The following is a 17,872-nucleotide window of genomic DNA, read 5'->3' as shown; positions in this document are numbered from 1 at the left end:
GATGCACCAATAGACTGCGGAGTATGGGGGAAATTACATTAAGGCAATGTTTTGTCCCGGCGCAGATGCAACAGGTACTGAACCGGACCCGAAGCCGCATATACCAGGAACGCCAGCAGCAGGATCCGCGGCGGATCACTGAAGACCACCGCGAACACCAGTACCACCACCAGAATCGCCACGAAAGGCACACGCCCCTTCAGGTCGAATTCCTTGAAGCTGTTGTACTTGATGTTGCTGACCATCAGCATACCGGCCGCCGCAACCATCAAGGCCACCAGGAACGACATCTTCGAACCCTGGATACCATAGTCACTGAACGCCCAGACAATACCGGCCACCACACCCGCCGCCGCAGGACTGGCAAGACCGATGAAGTAACGCTTGTCGGCAGTGCCCACCTGGGTATTGAAGCGTGCCAGGCGCAACGCAGCGCCCGCGACATAGATGAAGGCCACCATCCAGCCAACCTTGCCCATGTCACCCAGGGCCCAGGCAAACGCCAGCAACGCAGGTGCGACACCAAAGGCCACCATGTCCGACAGCGAGTCGTACTCGGCACCGAAGGCGCTCTGGGTATTGGTCATGCGCGCCACGCGCCCATCAAGGCCATCGAGGACCATGGCCACGAAGATCGCGATGGCAGCAAAACCGAAGTACTTGCTGGCACTCGCCGCATCACCTGCTGCCAGCGCGCTCTGGGCACTCATGGAATTGATGATGGAGTAGAAACCGGCAAACAGGTTCGCCGTGGTGAACAGGTTGGGCAGAAGATAGATGCCACGATGCCGGACCTTGCGGCCTTCCGCGTCATGCCCTTCTTCGACATGCTCATCGATCGGTAGCAGGCTTTCGGCGTCAGAGGCCTGGTTTGGCTCTTCGGGACGTTCGCTCATGGACTTTACCTTGCAACGGTGTGAAAAAATTCGATAGACACTTGCGGCGAGTTTCGCCCGCAAACGATGCAGCTTTATACCAGAACCAGCCCTCAAACGAAAAAACGCGGCCTAGGCCGCGTTTTCCGTAGACACGTGCGACTTAGTTCTTGGCTTTGTCGACGATCTTGTTGGCACCGATCCACGGCATCATGGAGCGCAGTTGCTCGCCGATGACTTCGATACCGTGAGCGGCGTTGTTACGACGCTTGGCGGTCATCGAAGGGTAGCCGGTAGCACCTTCGCTGATGAACATTTTGGCGTATTCGCCGTCCTGAATACGTTTCAGGGCGTTGCGCATGGCCTGACGGGATTCGGCGTTGATGACTTCCGGGCCGGTCACGTACTCGCCGTACTCGGCGTTGTTGGAGATCGAGTAGTTCATGTTGGCGATACCGCCTTCGTACATGAGGTCAACGATCAGCTTCAGTTCGTGCAGGCACTCGAAGTAGGCCATTTCCGGCGCGTAGCCAGCTTCAACCAGGGTTTCGAAACCGGCTTTGACCAGTTCAACGGTACCGCCGCACAGAACGGCTTGTTCGCCGAACAGGTCGGTTTCGGTCTCGTCCTTGAAGGTGGTTTCGATGATGCCGGTACGACCACCACCGACGCCAGCAGCGTAGGACAGTGCAACGTTCTTGGCGTTGCCCGAGGCGTCCTGGTAGATCGCGATCAGATCAGGAATACCGCCGCCCTTGACGAACTCGGAGCGCACGGTATGGCCCGGTGCTTTCGGCGCGATCATGATCACGTCGAGGTCAGCGCGCGGCACAACCTGGTTGTAGTGGATCGCGAAGCCGTGGGAGAAGGCCAGGGTGGCGCCTTTCTTGATGTTCGGCTCGATTTCGTTCTTGTACAGCGCGGATTGGAACTCGTCCGGGGTCAGGATCATGACCAGGTCGGCAGCCGCAACAGCGGAAGCAACGTCAGTCACTTTCAGGCCGTGGGCTTCTGCCTTGGCAACAGTGGCCGAGCCTTTGCGCAGGCCAACAGTCACGTCAACGCCGGAATCTTTCAGGTTGCAAGCTTGTGCGTGACCCTGGGAGCCGTAGCCGATGATGGCGACTTTCTTGCCCTGGATGATCGACAGGTCACAATCTTTATCGTAATAAACTTTCATGAGGTTCCTCTATATATCCAGGCCTTAAGGCCATTCGCTAATTGGGTTAGATGCTGAGTACTTTGTCGCCACGGGCAATCCCGGTGACACCACTGCGTACGGTTTCCAGAATCGAGGCCGTCCCGATCGACTGGATGAAGCTGTCCAGTTTGTCGCTGGTACCGGTCAGTTGAACGGTATAAACGCTGGCGCTCACATCGACGATCTGCCCACGATAAATATCGGTAGTACGCTTGATCTCGGCACGTTGGGCACCCGTGGCCTTGACCTTGACCAGCATCAGCTCACGCTCGATGTGGGCGCTTTCCGACAAATCGACCAGCTTGACCACTTCGATCAGCTTGTTGAGGTTCTTGGTGATCTGCTCGATCACCTCATCATGGCCTACGGTGGTCAACGTCAGGCGCGACAGGGTCGGGTCTTCGGTCGGGGCCACGGTCAGGCTTTCGATGTTGTAGTTGCGCTGCGAAAACAGGCCGACCACACGAGACAGAGCGCCCGGTTCGTTCTCCAGAAGCAGGGAGATAATGTGCCGCATGATTAGGTTCGCTCCGTCTTGTTCAGCCACATATCGCGCATTGAGCCGTCTTTGATCTGCATCGGGTAGACGTGCTCGCTGGTGTCGACCTGAATGTCGATGAACACCAGGCGATCCTTCATGGCGAACGCCTCTTCCATCTTCGGCTTGAGATCCTTCAGATCGGTGATGCGCATGCCGACATGGCCATAGGCTTCAACCAACTTGACGAAGTCAGGCAACGATTCCATGTAGGAATGGGAGTGACGACTGTTGTAGCTCATGTCCTGCCATTGGCGAACCATGCCCAACACACCGTTGTTCAGGCAGACGATCTTCACCGGCAGGCCATATTGCAGGCAGGTCGACAGCTCCTGGATGTTCATCTGGATGCTGCCTTCACCGGTAACACAAGCCACGTCGACATCCGGGAAGCTCAGCTTCACACCCATGGCCGCAGGGAAACCAAAGCCCATCGTGCCCAGGCCACCGGAGTTGATCCAGCGGTTAGGCTTGTCGAACTTGTAGTACTGCGCGGCGAACATCTGGTGCTGGCCCACGTCGGAGGTCACAAAGGCGTCGCCCTTGGTCACTTCGCACAGGGTTTCGATCACGGTTTGTGGCTTGATGATGCTGCCGTCGCCCTTGTCGTAAGGGAACAGACCGCGGTCACCGCGCCATTCGTCGATCTGCTTCCACCAACTGGCAACGGACTCCTTGTTCGGCGTCTCGCCAATGTCCTTGAGCGCAGCGACCATTTCGGTCAACACGCTCTCCACGGGACCTACAATCGGCACATCGGCCTTGATGGTCTTGGAGATGGACGCCGGGTCGATGTCGATGTGGATGATCTTGGCATTCGGGCAGAACTTGCTCGCGCCGTTGATCACCCGGTCATCGAACCGCGCGCCCACGGCCAGGATCACGTCGGCGTGGTGCATGGTCAGGTTGGCCGTGTAGCTGCCGTGCATGCCGAGCATGCCGACGAACTGACGGTCCGAACCCGGGAAGGCACCGAGGCCCATCAAGGTGTTGGTCACCGGCAGGTTGAGCATCTTGGCCAATTCGGTCAACGGTGCGGAACCGCCGCCCAGGATCACGCCGCCACCCGAGTAAAGCACTGGGCGCTTGGCCGCCAGGAGCATTTCTGCTGCCTTGCGGATTTGCCCCGAGTGCCCACGCACGGCCGGGCTGTAGGAACGCAGCTTGGCTTTCTTCGGGAAGATGTATTCGAACTTTTCCGCCGGGTTGGTCATGTCTTTCGGGATATCGACCACCACTGGACCCGGGCGACCGGATTGCGCGAGGTAGAACGCCTTCTTCATGACTTCCGGGATTTCCGAGGCATGCTTGATCATGAAGCTGTGTTTCACGATCGGCCGGGAGATACCGATCATGTCGGTTTCCTGGAATGCATCAGTGCCCACCATGGTGCTCGCCACCTGGCCGGAAATGATCACCATCGGAATAGAGTCCATATACGCAGTCGCGATGCCAGTAATGGCATTGGTTGCGCCAGGGCCGGACGTGACCAGCACCACGCCGGCTTTACCGGTGGCACGGGCATAACCGTCAGCCATATGGGTCGCGGCCTGTTCGTGGCGAACCAGGATGTGGTTGACAGCCGGTTCCTTGAACAGTGCGTCGTAGACATGCAGCAGAGCACCACCTGGGTACCCGTAGATATAGTCGACGCCTTCGTCACGCAAAAAGCGGACGAGCATCTCACCGCCAGATAAAAGCTCCACGTTGTTCACCTCTAAAACGCCAGAATACCGTCCGTTGAAAACCGACGGGTCTTAATAGGTTTACTTCTCAACAGAGCATGAGCGACGGTGGTCGCCGACTACGTCAGCACTGACTGAGCAAGTATTGGGATCGTCCCAAGTGTTGCGGGCTTTTCCCACCCAGCGCGAGGTAACGCGTTGCGGGTGTAACAGGTCGGCGCGGATGTGCGCCTCATGATCTGCTGAGCGGGCCTGCTTCTGGCAGTCCCGATACAGCGGACTTTGGATTCTTCTGTTTCAGCCCCTTCAAGTCAAGCAATAATTGCGCTTTTTTCCAACTAAGCGCATGAGAACGTAGAAGAAAGGGCTTTGAGGAGGGATAAAACTCGCCTGAATGTCGTCAAGCGGTAGAAATGTGCGCAAGACTGCCGGAAAACCCGGCAGTCAGGCAATTAACGAGCGCCGACGATCAGTTGGTCGAACTTTTTCAGCGCAGAGCGTAGGCCGAGGCTTTGTTGGGGACGGTCGGCGTAGACCATCTCGGCCATCTCCAGGATGCCCGACGCATTAGGTAGCGGCAGGTCCTGTTCGAGGATCTGTTTCATCCGCACCAGGAAGATCCACTGCAGCCACTGATGAAAATCCAGGGTATCCACGGAAAACGGCTCGACGCTGCTCAGCGCCTCTGCACCGGGAGACACCTCATCCCACCAGCCCGCCACGCGCAATTCGCGCTCAATCAGCAACAACTGTTCGGCAATCGCCGGAAAACGAGGATCCATCAGAGACTGACCTTGGCCTTCTGCCGGGCCTGGGCAGCACCGGCAGCATCACCTTGTGCAGCACGTGCATCACCAATCAAGGCCCACAGGCTGGCTTGCAGGTCAGGACGACCGTTGGCCATGGTCAAGCCACGACGGGCGAACTGCTCAGCTTGCGGCGCATCACCCTGGGCCATGCGCACTTGCGCCAGGCGGTAGAGCACCTGCGGTTCACGCGGCGCGACCCGCTGGGCGCGCTCAAGGCTGGACGATGCGCCGTTCAAGTCGCCACCGGCCTGCTGTTGCTGCGCAGTGGTGAGCAAGGCCAGGACCGGGCCGTCCAACTGCTCGTCGGCAGACAGGCCGCCGGCATTGGCCGAGGGAATCCCGCTCGGGGTCGACGGCATGTTGTAGGTGCCCTGGTTGATCGGCGCGGTATCAATCGGCGCCGAGTTCGACGGGCCAGGGGTGATCGGCCCCGGCGTCCATGGTGCGGAGCTGATGGGTGCAGATGTGGTGGCGCCCCCACCCGGGACCATCACCACTACGCCGGAATCCTGCGGTACCGCCTGGGTCGTGGCAGGGTTTGGACGGGTAGTCACGGTCTGGCGAAAGCCGCCATTGGCCGAGATCCGGTCATTGTTGGATACGGCCGTGCCGGAATCCACCACCGGGATGGAGCCGCGCTGCACGCTGGAGCAACCGCTGAGCAAAGCTAACGTTGTAATAGCCGGAATCAACCACTTGTTCACTTGAAATCCTCTTTGCTTAATTCATCCAGCCCTTGACCCAATCCATCACCGAATCCGCATCCGTGGGCACACCTGTGCCACATGGAGCGCCGGCTGGCGGTTCACTGCCGCGAATATACGGCATCTGCACCGCGCCCGGACAGTTGGCATCGGAGCCCTGCCCGGTATGGGGGTCGATCCAGGCCTGCACGATATTGTCGGGTTGCGGCATGTTCAGTGGCAGCGGGTCGGCCTTGCGCATAAAGCTGGTCCAGACCTGCAAGGCGCCGGTCGCGCCGGTGAACGGTGTCTTGCCGTTGTCATCGCGCCCCAGCCACACCACCGCGAGCAGGTCCTGGCTGAAACCGGCGAACCAACTGTCACGGGAGTCGTTACTGGTACCGGTCTTGCCGGCCAGCGTCAGGTTACCCGGCAGCGAGCTGTACACCGAACGCCCGGTCCCTTCGCGCATGACCCGTTGCATGGCGTTCTGGATCAGGTAGATGGAGGCCGGATCAAAACGCTGCTCGATCTGGAACGGGTAGCGCTTGAGCGGCTCGCCTTCCGCCGTGAGGACACTGCGGATCCCGCGCATCGGCGTATTAAAACCACCGTTGGCCAGGGTCTGGTACATGGTCGCCACTTCCATCGGGCTCAAGCCACCTGCGCCCAGCAACATCGACGGGAACGCCGGGAACTCGCGGCTTACACCCAGCCGTGCAAGGGTCTTGAGCACATTCGGCACACCCAGCTCCAGGCCAAGCCGCGCCGTGGACAGGTTGTAGGAATGCGCCAGTCCCTGATACAGGAACACCGTGCCGTGGGAGCGACGATCATAGTTCTGCGGCTTCCATACCTGGCCATCGGCGCCCTTGACCGAAAACGCTTCGTCGGAGAGCCAGCTGGTCAGGGTGTACTTGCTCGGCTTTTCCAGTGCAGTGAGGTACACCGCCGGCTTGATCAGCGAGCCAATCGGCCGCACGGCATCCAGGGCACGGTTGAAGCCGGCGAAGCTGGCCTGGCGGCTGCCGATCATGGCCTGGACTTCACCGGTTTCCGGGTTGGTCACCACCATGGCCGCTTCGACTTCGTCCGAGCCCTTGCGCCCGGCCAGGCGCTTGAAGGTATCGCTGACCGAGGCTTCGGCCTTCATCTGCAGGATCGGGTCGAAACTGGTGAAGATCCGCAGACCTTCTTCGGTCAAGTCCTCGTCGCGATAGTCTTCGCGCAACTGGCGCTTGACCAGGTCGATAAAGCCGGGGAAGGAACTGTCGGCCAACTTGCCACGGGTGGTGACGCCCAAAGGCATCTTCTTCGCGGCCGCGACCTGTTCTGCGGTGGCTACGCCCTGCTGCTCCAGCACGTCGAGGACCAGGTTGCGGCGCTCCAGGGCCCGCTCCGGGTTGCGGCGCGGGTTGTAATAGGACGGCCCCTTGACCATGCCTACCAGCAACGCCACCTGGTGCAACTTGAGCTCGGACAACGGCTGGCCGAAGAAGAACTGGCTGGCCAGGCCAAAACCGTGCACCGCGCGCTGGCCATCCTGGCCGACGAACACCTCGTTGAGGTAGGCCTCAAGGATCTCCGGCTTGCTGTAGTGCAGCTCCAGCAACATCGCCATCATGGCTTCGGTGAGTTTGCGGGTCAGGCTGCGCTCACTGGTCAGGTAGAAATTCTTGACCAATTGTTGCGTCAGCGTACTGCCGCCCTGAGTCATGCGGCCACCCGAGGTGTTGACCCAGATGGCGCGAGCGATGGACTTGGGCGAGACGCCCCAGTGGCTGTAGAAATCCCGGTCTTCGACCGCAACCAGGGTTTCCAGCAGATACGGCGGCACCTGATCAATTTTGATCAGGATGCGATCTTCAAGGTTCTTGGGGTAAATCCCGCCGATCAGCAACGGCTCAAGACGCACCACTGGCAACTTGCCGCCATTGAGTGCAGAAAGCTCGGCCACGTAATCCCCGGAGAAACGCACGCGCACCGGCTGCGCCTTTTCCAGGCCTTCATAGAACTGGAAGCCCCGGGTGTTCAGGTCCACGGTATTGCCGCTGACCGCCGCCGCACCCGGGCCGTTGGCCACGGCTTCGCGCCGATAGCCCAGCGCATCGAGTTCGGTAAGGAAATCTTCCTTGCTCAGTTTCTGGCCGGTAAACAGCTCCAGCGGGCGAGCGTAGACCTTCGCCGGGATGGTCCAGCGCTTGCCAGAGAACTTCTCCTGGACCACGGCATCGAGGTATACCGCGATGCCTGCGATCACCACCAGGCCCACCAGGCCGAGCTTGAGCGCCCAGCCTAGCCAGGGGCGCAGGCTGCGGGGAGGAGGTTTTTTACGGGAACGGGGAGATCGGGTACGAGTCATGGCGGCGGATTATACGCATTTTATTGATGATCAACATGAACCGGACGGCGGTTTGCATGACCGACCTGAGCGGCCATAATGCGCTCCATTATTTTCCCAGACTCCGAAGGATCGCCTGTGAGCCAGCCCCTGATTGCCGCCCTGCAAAACCCGGCCCTGTTTCCTCATCCGGTCGAAGCGTTTCAAGTCATCGAAACCCATATTTCCTGGGTCCTGCTCACCGGTCCCTATGCCTACAAGATCAAGAAACCGGTGAACTTCGGCTTCCTCGACTTCACCCAACTGGACGCCCGCGCCCACTTCTGCAACGAGGAACTGCGCCTCAACCAACGCCTGACACAAGATTTGTATCTTGAAGTGTTGCCGATCACCGGCAGCGCTGAAGCACCGCAACTGGGCGGCGAAGGCCCGGCCATCGAATATGTGCTGAAAATGCGCCAGTTCCCGCAAAGCCAACTGCTGAGCACCTTGCAGGCCAATGGCGAGCTGACCAACGGCCACATCGATGAGATGGCCAGCCAGATTGCGCACTTCCACCTCAACGCCCCCAAGGTTCCCGAGGCCCATCCCGCCGGCACCCCCGACGAGGTGATGGCGCCGGTGCGGCAGAACTTCGAGCAGATCCGTCCGTTCCTTAGCGACAAAGCCGACCTGGCCCAACTGGACGCACTGCAAGCCTGGGCCGAGAGCAGCTTCGAACGCCTCAAGCCCCTGCTGGAGCAACGCAAGCTCAATGGCTTTACCCGCGAGTGCCACGGCGATATTCACCTGGGCAACGCAACCATGATCGACGATCACGTGGTGATCTTCGACTGCATCGAGTTCAACGAACCGTTCCGCTTCACCGACGTGTGCGCCGACACCGGCTTCCTGGCGATGGACCTGGAAGACCGTGGCCTCAAGACCCTAGCCAGGCGCTTTATCAGCCAATACCTGGAGCTGACTGGCGATTACCAGAGCCTGGAGCTGCTGAACTTCTATAAAGCCTACCGCGCGCTGGTGCGGGCCAAGATCGCGCTGTTCAGCATGCCGCCCGAGGCAACACCGGTCGAGCGCGCAACCACCCTGCGCCAGTACCGCAACTACGCCAACCTGGCCGAAAGCTACAGCACCATCCCCTCGCGCTTCCTGGCGATTACCCATGGCGTATCGGCGACCGGCAAAAGCCATGTGGCGATGCGCCTGGTGGACGCGCTCGGCGCCATTCGCCTGCGCTCCGATGTAGAACGCAAGCGCCTGTTTGGCGAGCAACAGGTCGAGAACACCCTCCAAGCCGGGATCTATGCCTCGGACGCCAGCGCGGCAACCTACGCCCGCCTGCATACCCTCGCCGAAACCGTACTGCGCGCAGGCTTCCCGGTAGTCCTGGACGCGACCTACCTCAAGCGCGAGCAACGAGAAGCTGCCGCCAAAGTCGCAGAAGCCACCGGCGCGCCCTTCCTGATCCTCGATTGCAATGCACCGCAGGCCGTTATCGCCAGTTGGCTGGCGAAACGTCAGGCAGATAAAAACGATCCGTCTGACGCTACCCTGGCAGTCATTGAGCAGCAACAAGCCAGCCGCGATCCCCTGAGCGCCGAAGAACTGCTACTGAGCAAGCGGGTCGAGACCAATGAAAGCGGGACGCTGGACGCGCTGGTTGCCCACGTCCGCCAGCGCCTGCCAGGGCTGTAGGAAATATTTCACGGCCGTGATGCGGTTAACAGCTCACGGCCGCAAATAGTGGCACTATAATGGCATTATAAGTCCAACAGGAGTTGCCGCCATGGGCCAGCCGAAGCTGCTTGATACACCGCTCTACGCGCTGCTGCATAAAGATGACATCCGGGGTTTCAATCAGGAACGCCCCAAGGATGGTCCGATTGATATGCGCGGCGGCGACTTCCGTGGTCTGGACCTGCGCCACCTGGACGCCGAGGGCGTGGACTTTACCGACGCCTACTTCCGCTCGGCCGACTTGCGTGGCCTGGACCTGCGGGGCTGCCCGCTGGAAGGCGCCAGCCTGGCCCATGCGCAGATCTCGGGCACTTACTTCCCAGCCGAACTGAGCGCTGACGAGATCCTAATGTCGGTCAATTTCGGCACGCGCCTGCGCTATCGCACCCGCTGACCGAACACCTTTATCCCCAGCTGAGCGCAACGCGAGCTGGGGGCCTGCGCCTGTCACCGTCAAGATTCCAGCGCCAGCCTTAGAAGCGTTTACGTCGTTTCTGAGCAAAGAACTACGCTTTTCCTACTGAGCGCTACACTCCTTTCAGGCTTGCCTGGTCACGATACCCACCGAACCATTCGGCCGTCGCAAGGAGGCTTGATGAATGATGAGCTGCAACACCTGAAAAACCTTGGCAAGACCTCGGCGCAATGGCTGCATGCGGTGGGCATCCATAGCGCTTCGGACCTGCGTCGCCTGGGCGCGGTGGACGCCTACCGGGCGGTACGCACCCGTGGTTTCCGGGCATCCAAAGTCCTGCTGTATGCCATCGAAGGCGCATTGATGGATGTGCATTGGAACGATATTCCAACCGAGCGCAAGGAAGCCTTGAATCGCCAACTGGAAGCGCTGTCGATACGGAACAAGAACTGAAACAGGTGAAAACCCAATGTTTGCGGGGTTCCAAACAGACGTTTGAGAAAAATCCCCATGGGTGCAAAAACAAGTGTTGACTCTCAAATGAGAATCGTTATGATTATCACAACTGGTCGCGAGATCAGCCGATAACTGAAAGACCATTGGTTCGGACTCTCAGATTATCTCCTCATCAGGCTAATCACGGTTATTTGACCCGGCTCTTGCCGGGTCTTTTTTTGCCTGGGTTTTATATCACCCTGTAGCAGGCTTGCCGGCGAAGGTGCTGGGCCTTGATACACCGCTATCGCCGGCAAGCCGGCTCCTACAGAGATAGGGTTCAGCGGGCGATGATCAAGGGATGACCCAGCTCAGGATGGGGCTGCACCAGTACATCCAGGCCGAACACCGCCTTGAGCAACTCCGGTCGCAACACCTGCACCGGTGTGTCCAGGGCGTGGGGGCGACCGTTCTCCAGCAGCAGGATGCGATCGCAGTAGCGCGCCGCCAGATTGAGGTCGTGAAGAATCACCAGCACGGCCGCGCCACGGTCGGCAAAGCTGCGGATGGCCTGCAAGGTGGTGTGCTGGTGCAATGGGTCGAGCATCGAGGTCGGCTCGTCCAGCAATAGGGTCTGCCCCGCCTCGCCCGGCCAGAGTTGCGCCAGCACCCGCGCCAGGTGCACGCGCTGGCGTTCGCCGCCGGACAACGCCAGGTAGCTGCGTCCGCTCAGGTGGCCCACGTCGGCGGCCTGCAAGGCGGCTTCGATGATTTCATCGTCGCGTACCCGCCCGGTCTGATGGGGCAAGCGCCCCATGCCCACCACTTCCTCGACGCGAAACGCGAAATCCAGGGTCGACACCTGGGGCAGCACCGCCAGGCGCTGCGCCCGTTGCGCGCCCTGCCAATCCTTGAGCTCGCGGTCGTCCAGCCAAACCTGCCCTTCATCCGGATGCAATTGCGCACACAACGCGCCCAGCAACGTGCTTTTGCCGGCGCCATTGGGGCCGAGCACACCCAGAACTTCACCGGGTTTCAAGTCCAGGGTCACGTCGGCCAACACGGTTTTGCGACCGCGGCGGATCTGCAGGTTGTCCACTCGCAGCATCAGGCGCGTCCTCGCAACAGCAGGTATAGAAAAAACGGAGCACCGATAAAGGCAGTAACAATACCAATGGGCAACTCCGCCGGCGCCAGGGCCAGGCGGGCCACCAGGTCGGCGAATAACAACAGGCTCGCGCCCGCCAGCACCGAGGCCGGCAGGAGCACACGATGATCCGGCCCCGCCAGCAGCCGCACCAGATGTGGCACCACCAGCCCGACAAAACCGATCAGCCCCGCAGCGGCGACCGCCGCACCAACCCCGAGCGCCGTGCAAAACACCAGCTCGCGCTTGAGCCCCTCGACATTGATCCCCAGGTGACTGGCTTCCGATTCTCCCAGTAGCAAGGCATTGAGCGCCTTGGCCCGGCGCGGCAGCCACAGCGCCACACCGGCACTGACCAGCAGCAATGGCCACAGTCGCGAGTAGCTGGCACCGTTCAGGCTGCCAAGGTTCCAGAACGTCAGGGTGCGCAAGGTAGCGTCATCGGCCAGGTAGGTGAACAGGCCCACCGCCGAGGCCGCCAGCGCGGTCAGGGCGATACCGGCCAACAACATGGTTGCGACATTGGTCTGCCCATCGCGCCGCCCCAGGCGATAGACCAGCGCGGTCACGCCCAAGCCACCCAGAAATGCACACAGCGACAGCAGATACGGCGCCACGGCGTCCGGCAGGCCACCAAAGGCCGCGCCGCCGACGATGGCCACCGCCGCCCCCAGCGCAGCGCCACTGGACACACCGACCAACCCGGGGTCGGCCAACGGGTTGCGAAACAGCCCCTGCATGGCCACCCCCGACAGCGCCAGCACCCCGCCAACCGCCAGCCCCAGCAAAGTGCGCGGCAAACGGATCTGCCCCAGAATCAGCTCAGCCTGCTCCAGGCCCTGGGCCTCGATAGGCACGCCAAGCAGGCGCAAGGCAGCGCGCAGAGTGTCGAGCAACGGCAGGCTGACCGGCCCCAGGGCCAGGGACAGCCAGGTCGCCAACACACACAACAGGCTCAAGCCGATAAACAGGGTGCGCGGTTTAATCAGAGTGGTCATGGGGCGGCTTGGGCTTTAACGGGATAGAACCCGGCGGACAGGATTTGCAGGCTGGCCGGCAAGCGTGGGCCCAGGCCGCCGACCAACAAGGTGGGATCCAACTCAAACACCCGGCCGGTCTTGGCCGCCGAGGTGTTCGCCAGAATCGGGTTTTCCTTGAACAACGCCGCACGGGCCGCCTCGCCACTCAGGGCGCGGTCAGAGAACACCAGCACTTCAGGACTCAACCCCGCCAGCGACTCAACCGAAAATGGCTTATAGCCGCTGTGCGTCGCCAGGTTGTGCCCGCCGGCCTGTTGCAGCACCCAGTCGGCGGCGGTGTCCTTGCCGGCAATCAGCGGCTTGCCACCGGCATGCCCGAGCACCAGTAGCACGCCAGGGGCCTTTTGCCGGGTTTGCGCCTGGGTCACGGCCGCTTTTTGCAGGTTTAGTTGCTGTTGATAAGCATTGAACAGTGCCGCGGCCTTGTCTTCAGCTCCCAGCAGCTTGCCCAGGTGCTGCAGGCTGCCTTGCAGGGTCGGCAGGTCCGGCTGCGCGGAGAACAGTTCCACTTGCACCCCGGCATTGCGAATCTGCGCCAGCACCGGTGGTGGCCCCATTTCCTCGGTGCCCACCAGGATCTGCGGGCGCAGGCTCAAGATCCCTTCGGCGGACAGCTGGCGCTGGTAACCGATACTGGGCAGCGCCTTGAGCGACTGCGGATGCTGGCTGGTAGTATCGACGCCCACCAGCTTCGACTCTCCGCCCAGGGCCGTCACCCACTCCGACAACGCGCCCCCGGCGCTGACCCAGCGTTGAGGCAGCTCAGCAGCTTGCGCCACGTGGTTGACCAGCAGTCCGACAACAAGCGCAATAGCGCTGGCACTCAGGCGCATAAAAGGGTTTCCTTCCAAGGGTGAGGCCGTCTGGCATCGTACTGAGCACGCAGTCAGCTGACGGGCGAAGCCAGCATTTGATAATTGTTTGCATTTGAACGTCAAGCACCGGGCTCACCCGTAAACCCCGGATTGCGCCACAGCCCTTGACCCGCGCCACCTGAGAACACCTATGAAGTTTCTGTGCTCCTCCCACGAACTGGCCCCAGACAGCAGCCGCGGCTTCGATATCGATGGCCGCAAGTTATTGGCCGTGCGCCGCGAAGGCCGAGTGTATTTCTATATCAACCGCTGCCCCCATCGCGGCGTACCACTGGAATGGCAACCTGACCGGTTTCTCGACCCCAGCGCGAGCATGATCCAATGCGCCACCCACGGCGCGTTATTTCTGATCGAAAGCGGCGAATGCGTGGCCGGCCCCTGCGCAGGCCAAAGCCTGACGCCTCTGCCCGGCCGCGAAGACGCACAGGGGCTGTGGGTGCAACTCTAGTCGTTGAGCAGCACGGGCAAAGGGCGATCAATGCAGATTTGCTGTGCACTGACATTCACGCCATAGGCCAGGACCTGCACCCCAGCGGACTTGGCTTCACGCAGTGCAGCGGCATACCCGGGATCGATCTCCTCGGCCGGCCTTACGCCATCGATGCCGGACACATTCACACAGTACAACTGTACGGCTCGTACACCGTTACGGGCCAAGTGCGCCAACTCCCGTAAATGCTTGGCACCACGCTGGGTCACTGCATCGGGAAACGCCGCGATAGGCGTGCCGTCAAACCCCAGGGTGACACTTTTGACTTCGACATAGGCCGCGCCGTCGGGGTAGTCCAGGCGAAAGTCGATCCGGCTTTTCTCCTGGCCGTAGGGCACTTCACGCTTTAACGCGGTAAAGCCGTTGAGCTCAGTGATCACCCCGGCATTCAGCGCCTCTTCAACCAACGGGTTGGCTCGCGCGGTGTTGACGCACGCCAGACGGCCCTGTGGGGTCTGCGCGATCTCCCAGGTGCCCGGCAGCTTGCGCTTGGGGTCGTTGGAGCGGCTGAACCAGACCGGCCCGCCCTCGATCATGCAGTTGAACATTGAGCCGGTGTTGGGGCAGTGAATGGTCAGCAACTCGCCGGTAACGGTTTCGATATCGGCCAGAAAACGCTTGTAGCGGCGAATCAGCCGACCTTCTTCGAGGGGAGGATGAAAGCGCATCAGCCTTGCCAGCTCCGCAAGCCACGGGCAATGCGTTCCACTGCTTCCTGTAGGCGATCGAGGTTTTGTGTGTAGGCAAAACGCACATGATGACCCGCCTTGAAGCGACCGAAATCCAACCCTGGCGTGAATGCCACGTGCTCGGTTTCAAGAAAGTGCCGGCAAAACGCGAAGGCATCGCCACCAAAGGCGCTGATATCGGCATACAGGTAAAACGCCCCCTCAGGCTCGACTGCGATACCGAACCCCAGCTCACGCAGGGCCGGCAGCAAAAAGTCACGCCGGCGCCCGAACTCGGCCCGTCGTTCTTCAAGGATCTCCAGGGTCTGCGGGGTAAAACAGGCCAATGCCGCATGCTGGGCCATGCTCGGTGCGCTGATGTACAGGTTTTGCGCCAGCTTCTCCAGCTCACCCACCGCAGCGGGGGGCGCCACCAGCCAGCCGAGGCGCCAACCGGTCATGCCGAAATACTTTGAAAAACTGTTTAGGACAAACGCCTCGTCATCCACTTCCAGCACGCTGGCCGCGTCAGTGCCATAGGTCAGGCCGTGATAGATCTCATCCACCACCAGATGGCCATTGCGGGCCTTGATCGCCCTGGACAGGCCGGCCAGTTCATCACGGGTCAGAATGGTCCCGGTCGGGTTGGCCGGCGAGGCGACCAACGCCCCCACGCTGTCCTGGTCCCAATAGCGCTCCACCAGGTCGGCGGTCAGTTGGTAACGCACCTCGGGGCCGACCGGCACCAGTTGCGCCGCACCCTCCACCAACCGTAGGAAATGCCGGTTACAGGGGTAGCCTGGGTCCGCGAGCAACCAATGTTTGCCGGGATCCACCAGCAGGCTGCTGGCCAGGAGCAAGGCCCCGGAGCCGCCCGGTGTGATCAGGATGCGTTCGGGGTCGATGCTCAAGTCATAACGCTGCTGGTAGAAACCACTGATGGCCTCGCGCAATTCCGGCAGGCCACGGGCGGCGGTGTAGCGGGTCTTGCCGTTGGCCAGTGCGGCCTGGCCGGCCTGGATGATCGGCTCGGCGGTGGTGAAGTCCGGCTCGCCGATCTCCAGGTGAATCACATCATGGCCAGCGGCCTGCAGCTCATTGGCCCGCGCCAGCAACGCCATGACATGAAAAGGTTCGATAGCACGACTGCGAGCACTGTAGGGCTGAGCCATTAGCCTTCCTTAACAATGAGGACAAAATCGGGATTCTACCGAACCCGCGAGGTAAAACATGTTCTATTGCCTGCCCGGCTGGCGTGATGAGCCGGGCAAGCGCCTGCAAAAAGACTAAAATCATCATTCCAGACGGTGTATGCCCGGCCACGGCGGGTCGCAGCAGTTTGCAACCCCGGCGCGACGGGCCTCGACAACCGGGAGTGGCGCACCCCGAATCTATCTGGTAAGTTCGCCCGCTTGCAGCCGCAGGGCCGGCAGGTGTCGGTGATGTTGCAATCCTGCGCAATGGATTAGAAGAGTGAGAGGCGGTCTATTCATGTCCACCCAAGCAAAGCAACAGAGCATCAGCGGCTTCGAACCCTATATCGAGACGAAGGGTGAGGAGTACATGGGCGAGCCCATGCGCAAGCACTTCACCAAGATCCTGCAAAAATGGAAACAGGACTTGATGCAGGAGGTCGACCGTACCGTTGACCATATGAAGGACGAAGCAGCCAACTTCCCTGACCCGGCCGACCGTGCCAGCCAGGAAGAAGAGTTCAGCCTTGAACTGCGCGCCCGTGATCGCGAGCGCAAGCTGATCAAGAAAATCGACAAGACGTTGCAACTGATCGAAGACGAAGAATATGGCTGGTGCGAATCCTGCGGCGTCGAGATTGGTATTCGTCGCCTGGAAGCCCGTCCTACTGCAGACATGTGCGTAGACTGCAAGACCTTGGCCGAAATCAAGGAAAAACAGGTCGGCAAGTAATCCCTGCCGGGCTGGACGAATGGGGCGTGCAAACGCCCCATTTTTGTTTCTGGAGTTTGGCGGTTTTCCAGTAATATCCAGGCCATGACAGCCTCTCCCTATATCGGGCGTTTCGCCCCCACGCCCAGCGGCCATTTGCACTTCGGCTCCCTGGTTGCAGCCCTCGCTTCCTATCTCGACGCCCGCGCCAATCAAGGCCGCTGGCTGATGCGCATGGAAGACCTCGACCCACCCCGTGAAGAGCCCGGCGCCCAGGCGGCGATCCTGCATGCCCTGGAAAGCTATGGTTTTGAATGGGACGGCGAACTGGTCCGACAAAGCGAGCGGCATGATGTCTACGCCAAAGTCCTGAACGATATGTTCAATCATGGCCTGGCCTACGCCTGCACCTGTTCACGCAAGCAACTGGAACCGTATAACGGCATTTACCCTGGCCTCTGCCGCAACGCCGGCCACGACCAGCAGGATGCCGCCATTCGCCTACGGGTTCCCGAGTTGGAATACCATTTTACTGACCGTGTACAGGGCGAGTTCCGACAACACCTGGGCCGCGATGTCGGCGACTTCATCATCCGCCGTCGCGACGGCCTGTATGCCTACCAACTGGCCGTGGTGCTCGACGATGCCTGGCAAGGTGTCACCGATATCGTGCGCGGCGCCGACCTGCTGGACTCCACGCCACGCCAGCTGTACCTGCAAGAGCTGCTGGGCCTGCGCCAGCCGCGCTACCTGCATGTGCCGCTGATCATCCAGCCGGACGGCAACAAGCTGGGCAAATCCTACCGCTCCCCACCGCTAATGCCCGACCAGGCCACACCTTTGCTCTTAAGGGCCCTGCGCGCCCTCGGCCAGATGCCGGGGGATGAACTGCTCTACGCCAGCCCACGGGAACTGCTCGATTGGGGCATCCAGCACTGGGATGCCAGCCGGATCCCGCGCACACTGACCCTGGCCGAAGCGCAATTGCGCTGAAGGCGCTTGCAGCCTGCCAGCCATCCGTTAACATC

General features: G+C 60.9%; 18 protein-coding genes. 6 read left to right on the top strand and 12 right to left on the bottom strand.

Annotated features, from left to right (window positions below; all coding sequences use genetic code 11):
• Window positions 1-38: 38 nt before the first annotated feature.
• The 7 genes from pssA to mrcB form a co-directional block, all read right to left on the bottom strand.
• Window positions 39-896, bottom strand: a complete 858-nt coding sequence (gene pssA / locus ACO77H_RS03905) for a CDP-diacylglycerol--serine O-phosphatidyltransferase (protein ID WP_029298897.1) — start codon at window positions 894-896, stop codon at window positions 39-41.
• Between the two features lie 142 nt (window positions 897-1,038).
• A complete protein-coding gene (ilvC, locus tag ACO77H_RS03900) occupies window positions 1,039-2,055 on the bottom strand; it encodes a ketol-acid reductoisomerase (RefSeq protein WP_003176099.1) in 1,017 nt (338 codons plus the stop codon).
• 46 nt (window positions 2,056-2,101) lie between these two features.
• Window positions 2,102-2,593, bottom strand: coding sequence for an acetolactate synthase small subunit (gene ilvN / locus ACO77H_RS03895; protein ID WP_003176102.1), 492 nt, complete (start codon window positions 2,591-2,593; stop codon window positions 2,102-2,104).
• A gap of 2 nt (window positions 2,594-2,595) precedes the next feature.
• On the bottom strand, window positions 2,596-4,320 hold the full coding sequence (locus ACO77H_RS03890) for an acetolactate synthase 3 large subunit (RefSeq protein WP_169955054.1): 1,725 nt from the start codon (window positions 4,318-4,320) through the stop codon (window positions 2,596-2,598).
• Window positions 4,321-4,751: 431 nt separating this feature from the next.
• Window positions 4,752-5,081, bottom strand: a complete 330-nt coding sequence (locus tag ACO77H_RS03885) for a YqcC family protein (RefSeq protein ID WP_170043554.1) — start codon at window positions 5,079-5,081, stop codon at window positions 4,752-4,754.
• On the bottom strand, window positions 5,081-5,812 hold the full coding sequence (locus ACO77H_RS03880) for a tetratricopeptide repeat protein (RefSeq protein ID WP_057440150.1): 732 nt from the start codon (window positions 5,810-5,812) through the stop codon (window positions 5,081-5,083). Before ACO77H_RS03880 ends, ACO77H_RS03885 begins: the two co-directional genes overlap by 1 nt.
• Before the next feature lie 16 nt (window positions 5,813-5,828).
• Window positions 5,829-8,153, bottom strand: a complete 2,325-nt coding sequence (gene mrcB, locus ACO77H_RS03875; protein ID WP_170043555.1) for a penicillin-binding protein 1B — start codon at window positions 8,151-8,153, stop codon at window positions 5,829-5,831.
• Window positions 8,154-8,270: 117 nt separating this feature from the next.
• On the opposite strand from mrcB, the gene ACO77H_RS03870 reads away from it, so the two are divergent.
• The 3 genes from ACO77H_RS03870 (at window position 8,271) to ACO77H_RS03860 (ending at window position 10,737) form a co-directional block, all read left to right on the top strand.
• On the top strand, window positions 8,271-9,827 hold the full coding sequence (locus ACO77H_RS03870; protein WP_169955057.1) for an AAA family ATPase: 1,557 nt from the start codon (window positions 8,271-8,273) through the stop codon (window positions 9,825-9,827).
• A 91-nt stretch (window positions 9,828-9,918) separates the two neighbouring features.
• On the top strand, window positions 9,919-10,263 hold the full coding sequence (locus ACO77H_RS03865) for a pentapeptide repeat-containing protein (RefSeq protein ID WP_169955058.1): 345 nt from the start codon (window positions 9,919-9,921) through the stop codon (window positions 10,261-10,263).
• Window positions 10,264-10,464: 201 nt separating this feature from the next.
• The gene (locus ACO77H_RS03860) at window positions 10,465-10,737 is read left to right on the top strand and encodes a TfoX/Sxy family protein (RefSeq protein WP_169955059.1); all 273 of its coding nucleotides are present in this window, start codon (window positions 10,465-10,467) and stop codon (window positions 10,735-10,737) included.
• A 322-nt stretch (window positions 10,738-11,059) separates the two neighbouring features.
• On the opposite strand, the gene ACO77H_RS03855 is transcribed toward ACO77H_RS03860, so the two are convergent.
• The 3 genes from ACO77H_RS03855 to ACO77H_RS03845 are packed head-to-tail and all read right to left on the bottom strand — an operon-like array spanning window position 11,060 to window position 13,739.
• A complete protein-coding gene (locus tag ACO77H_RS03855) occupies window positions 11,060-11,827 on the bottom strand; it encodes a heme ABC transporter ATP-binding protein (protein WP_172314679.1) in 768 nt (255 codons plus the stop codon).
• Window positions 11,827-12,810, bottom strand: coding sequence for an iron chelate uptake ABC transporter family permease subunit (locus ACO77H_RS03850; protein ID WP_169955148.1), 984 nt, complete (start codon window positions 12,808-12,810; stop codon window positions 11,827-11,829). The genes ACO77H_RS03855 and ACO77H_RS03850 overlap by 1 nt, the downstream gene beginning before the upstream one ends.
• A gap of 50 nt (window positions 12,811-12,860) precedes the next feature.
• Window positions 12,861-13,739: a heme/hemin ABC transporter substrate-binding protein gene (locus ACO77H_RS03845; RefSeq protein WP_432755030.1), complete on the bottom strand. Its 879-nt coding sequence runs from the start codon at window positions 13,737-13,739 to the stop codon at window positions 12,861-12,863.
• 172 nt (window positions 13,740-13,911) lie between these two features.
• On the opposite strand from ACO77H_RS03845, the gene ACO77H_RS03840 reads away from it, so the two are divergent.
• Window positions 13,912-14,229 carry a Rieske (2Fe-2S) protein gene (locus tag ACO77H_RS03840; protein ID WP_169955062.1) on the top strand — a complete coding sequence of 106 codons (318 nt, stop codon included), beginning with the start codon at window positions 13,912-13,914 and terminating at the stop codon, window positions 14,227-14,229.
• Here ACO77H_RS03840 and sfsA read toward each other — a convergent pair.
• A complete protein-coding gene (sfsA, locus tag ACO77H_RS03835; RefSeq protein WP_170043559.1) occupies window positions 14,226-14,939 on the bottom strand; it encodes a DNA/RNA nuclease SfsA in 714 nt (237 codons plus the stop codon). The two genes, ACO77H_RS03840 and sfsA, sit on opposite strands and share 4 nt — an antisense overlap.
• Entirely contained in the window at window positions 14,939-16,111 is a 1,173-nt protein-coding gene (locus tag ACO77H_RS03830; protein ID WP_432755029.1) for a pyridoxal phosphate-dependent aminotransferase, read from the bottom strand. Before ACO77H_RS03830 ends, sfsA begins: the two co-directional genes overlap by 1 nt.
• Before the next feature lie 319 nt (window positions 16,112-16,430).
• Between ACO77H_RS03830 and dksA the strand changes: the two genes are divergently transcribed.
• Together dksA and gluQRS are read left to right on the top strand one after the other, a co-directional pair.
• A complete protein-coding gene (dksA, locus tag ACO77H_RS03825) occupies window positions 16,431-16,865 on the top strand; it encodes an RNA polymerase-binding protein DksA (RefSeq protein WP_029298940.1) in 435 nt (144 codons plus the stop codon).
• Between the two features lie 84 nt (window positions 16,866-16,949).
• Entirely contained in the window at window positions 16,950-17,837 is an 888-nt protein-coding gene (gene gluQRS / locus ACO77H_RS03820; RefSeq protein WP_432755028.1) for a tRNA glutamyl-Q(34) synthetase GluQRS, read from the top strand.
• The last annotated feature ends 35 nt before the right edge of the window (window positions 17,838-17,872 follow it).

This window comes from Pseudomonas sp. WMBT8, assembly GCF_050916005.1.
GTDB lineage: Bacteria > Pseudomonadota > Gammaproteobacteria > Pseudomonadales > Pseudomonadaceae > Aquipseudomonas.
Note: the sequence above shows the minus strand (reverse complement) of the source record. Positions and strands in the feature narration are given on the sequence as shown.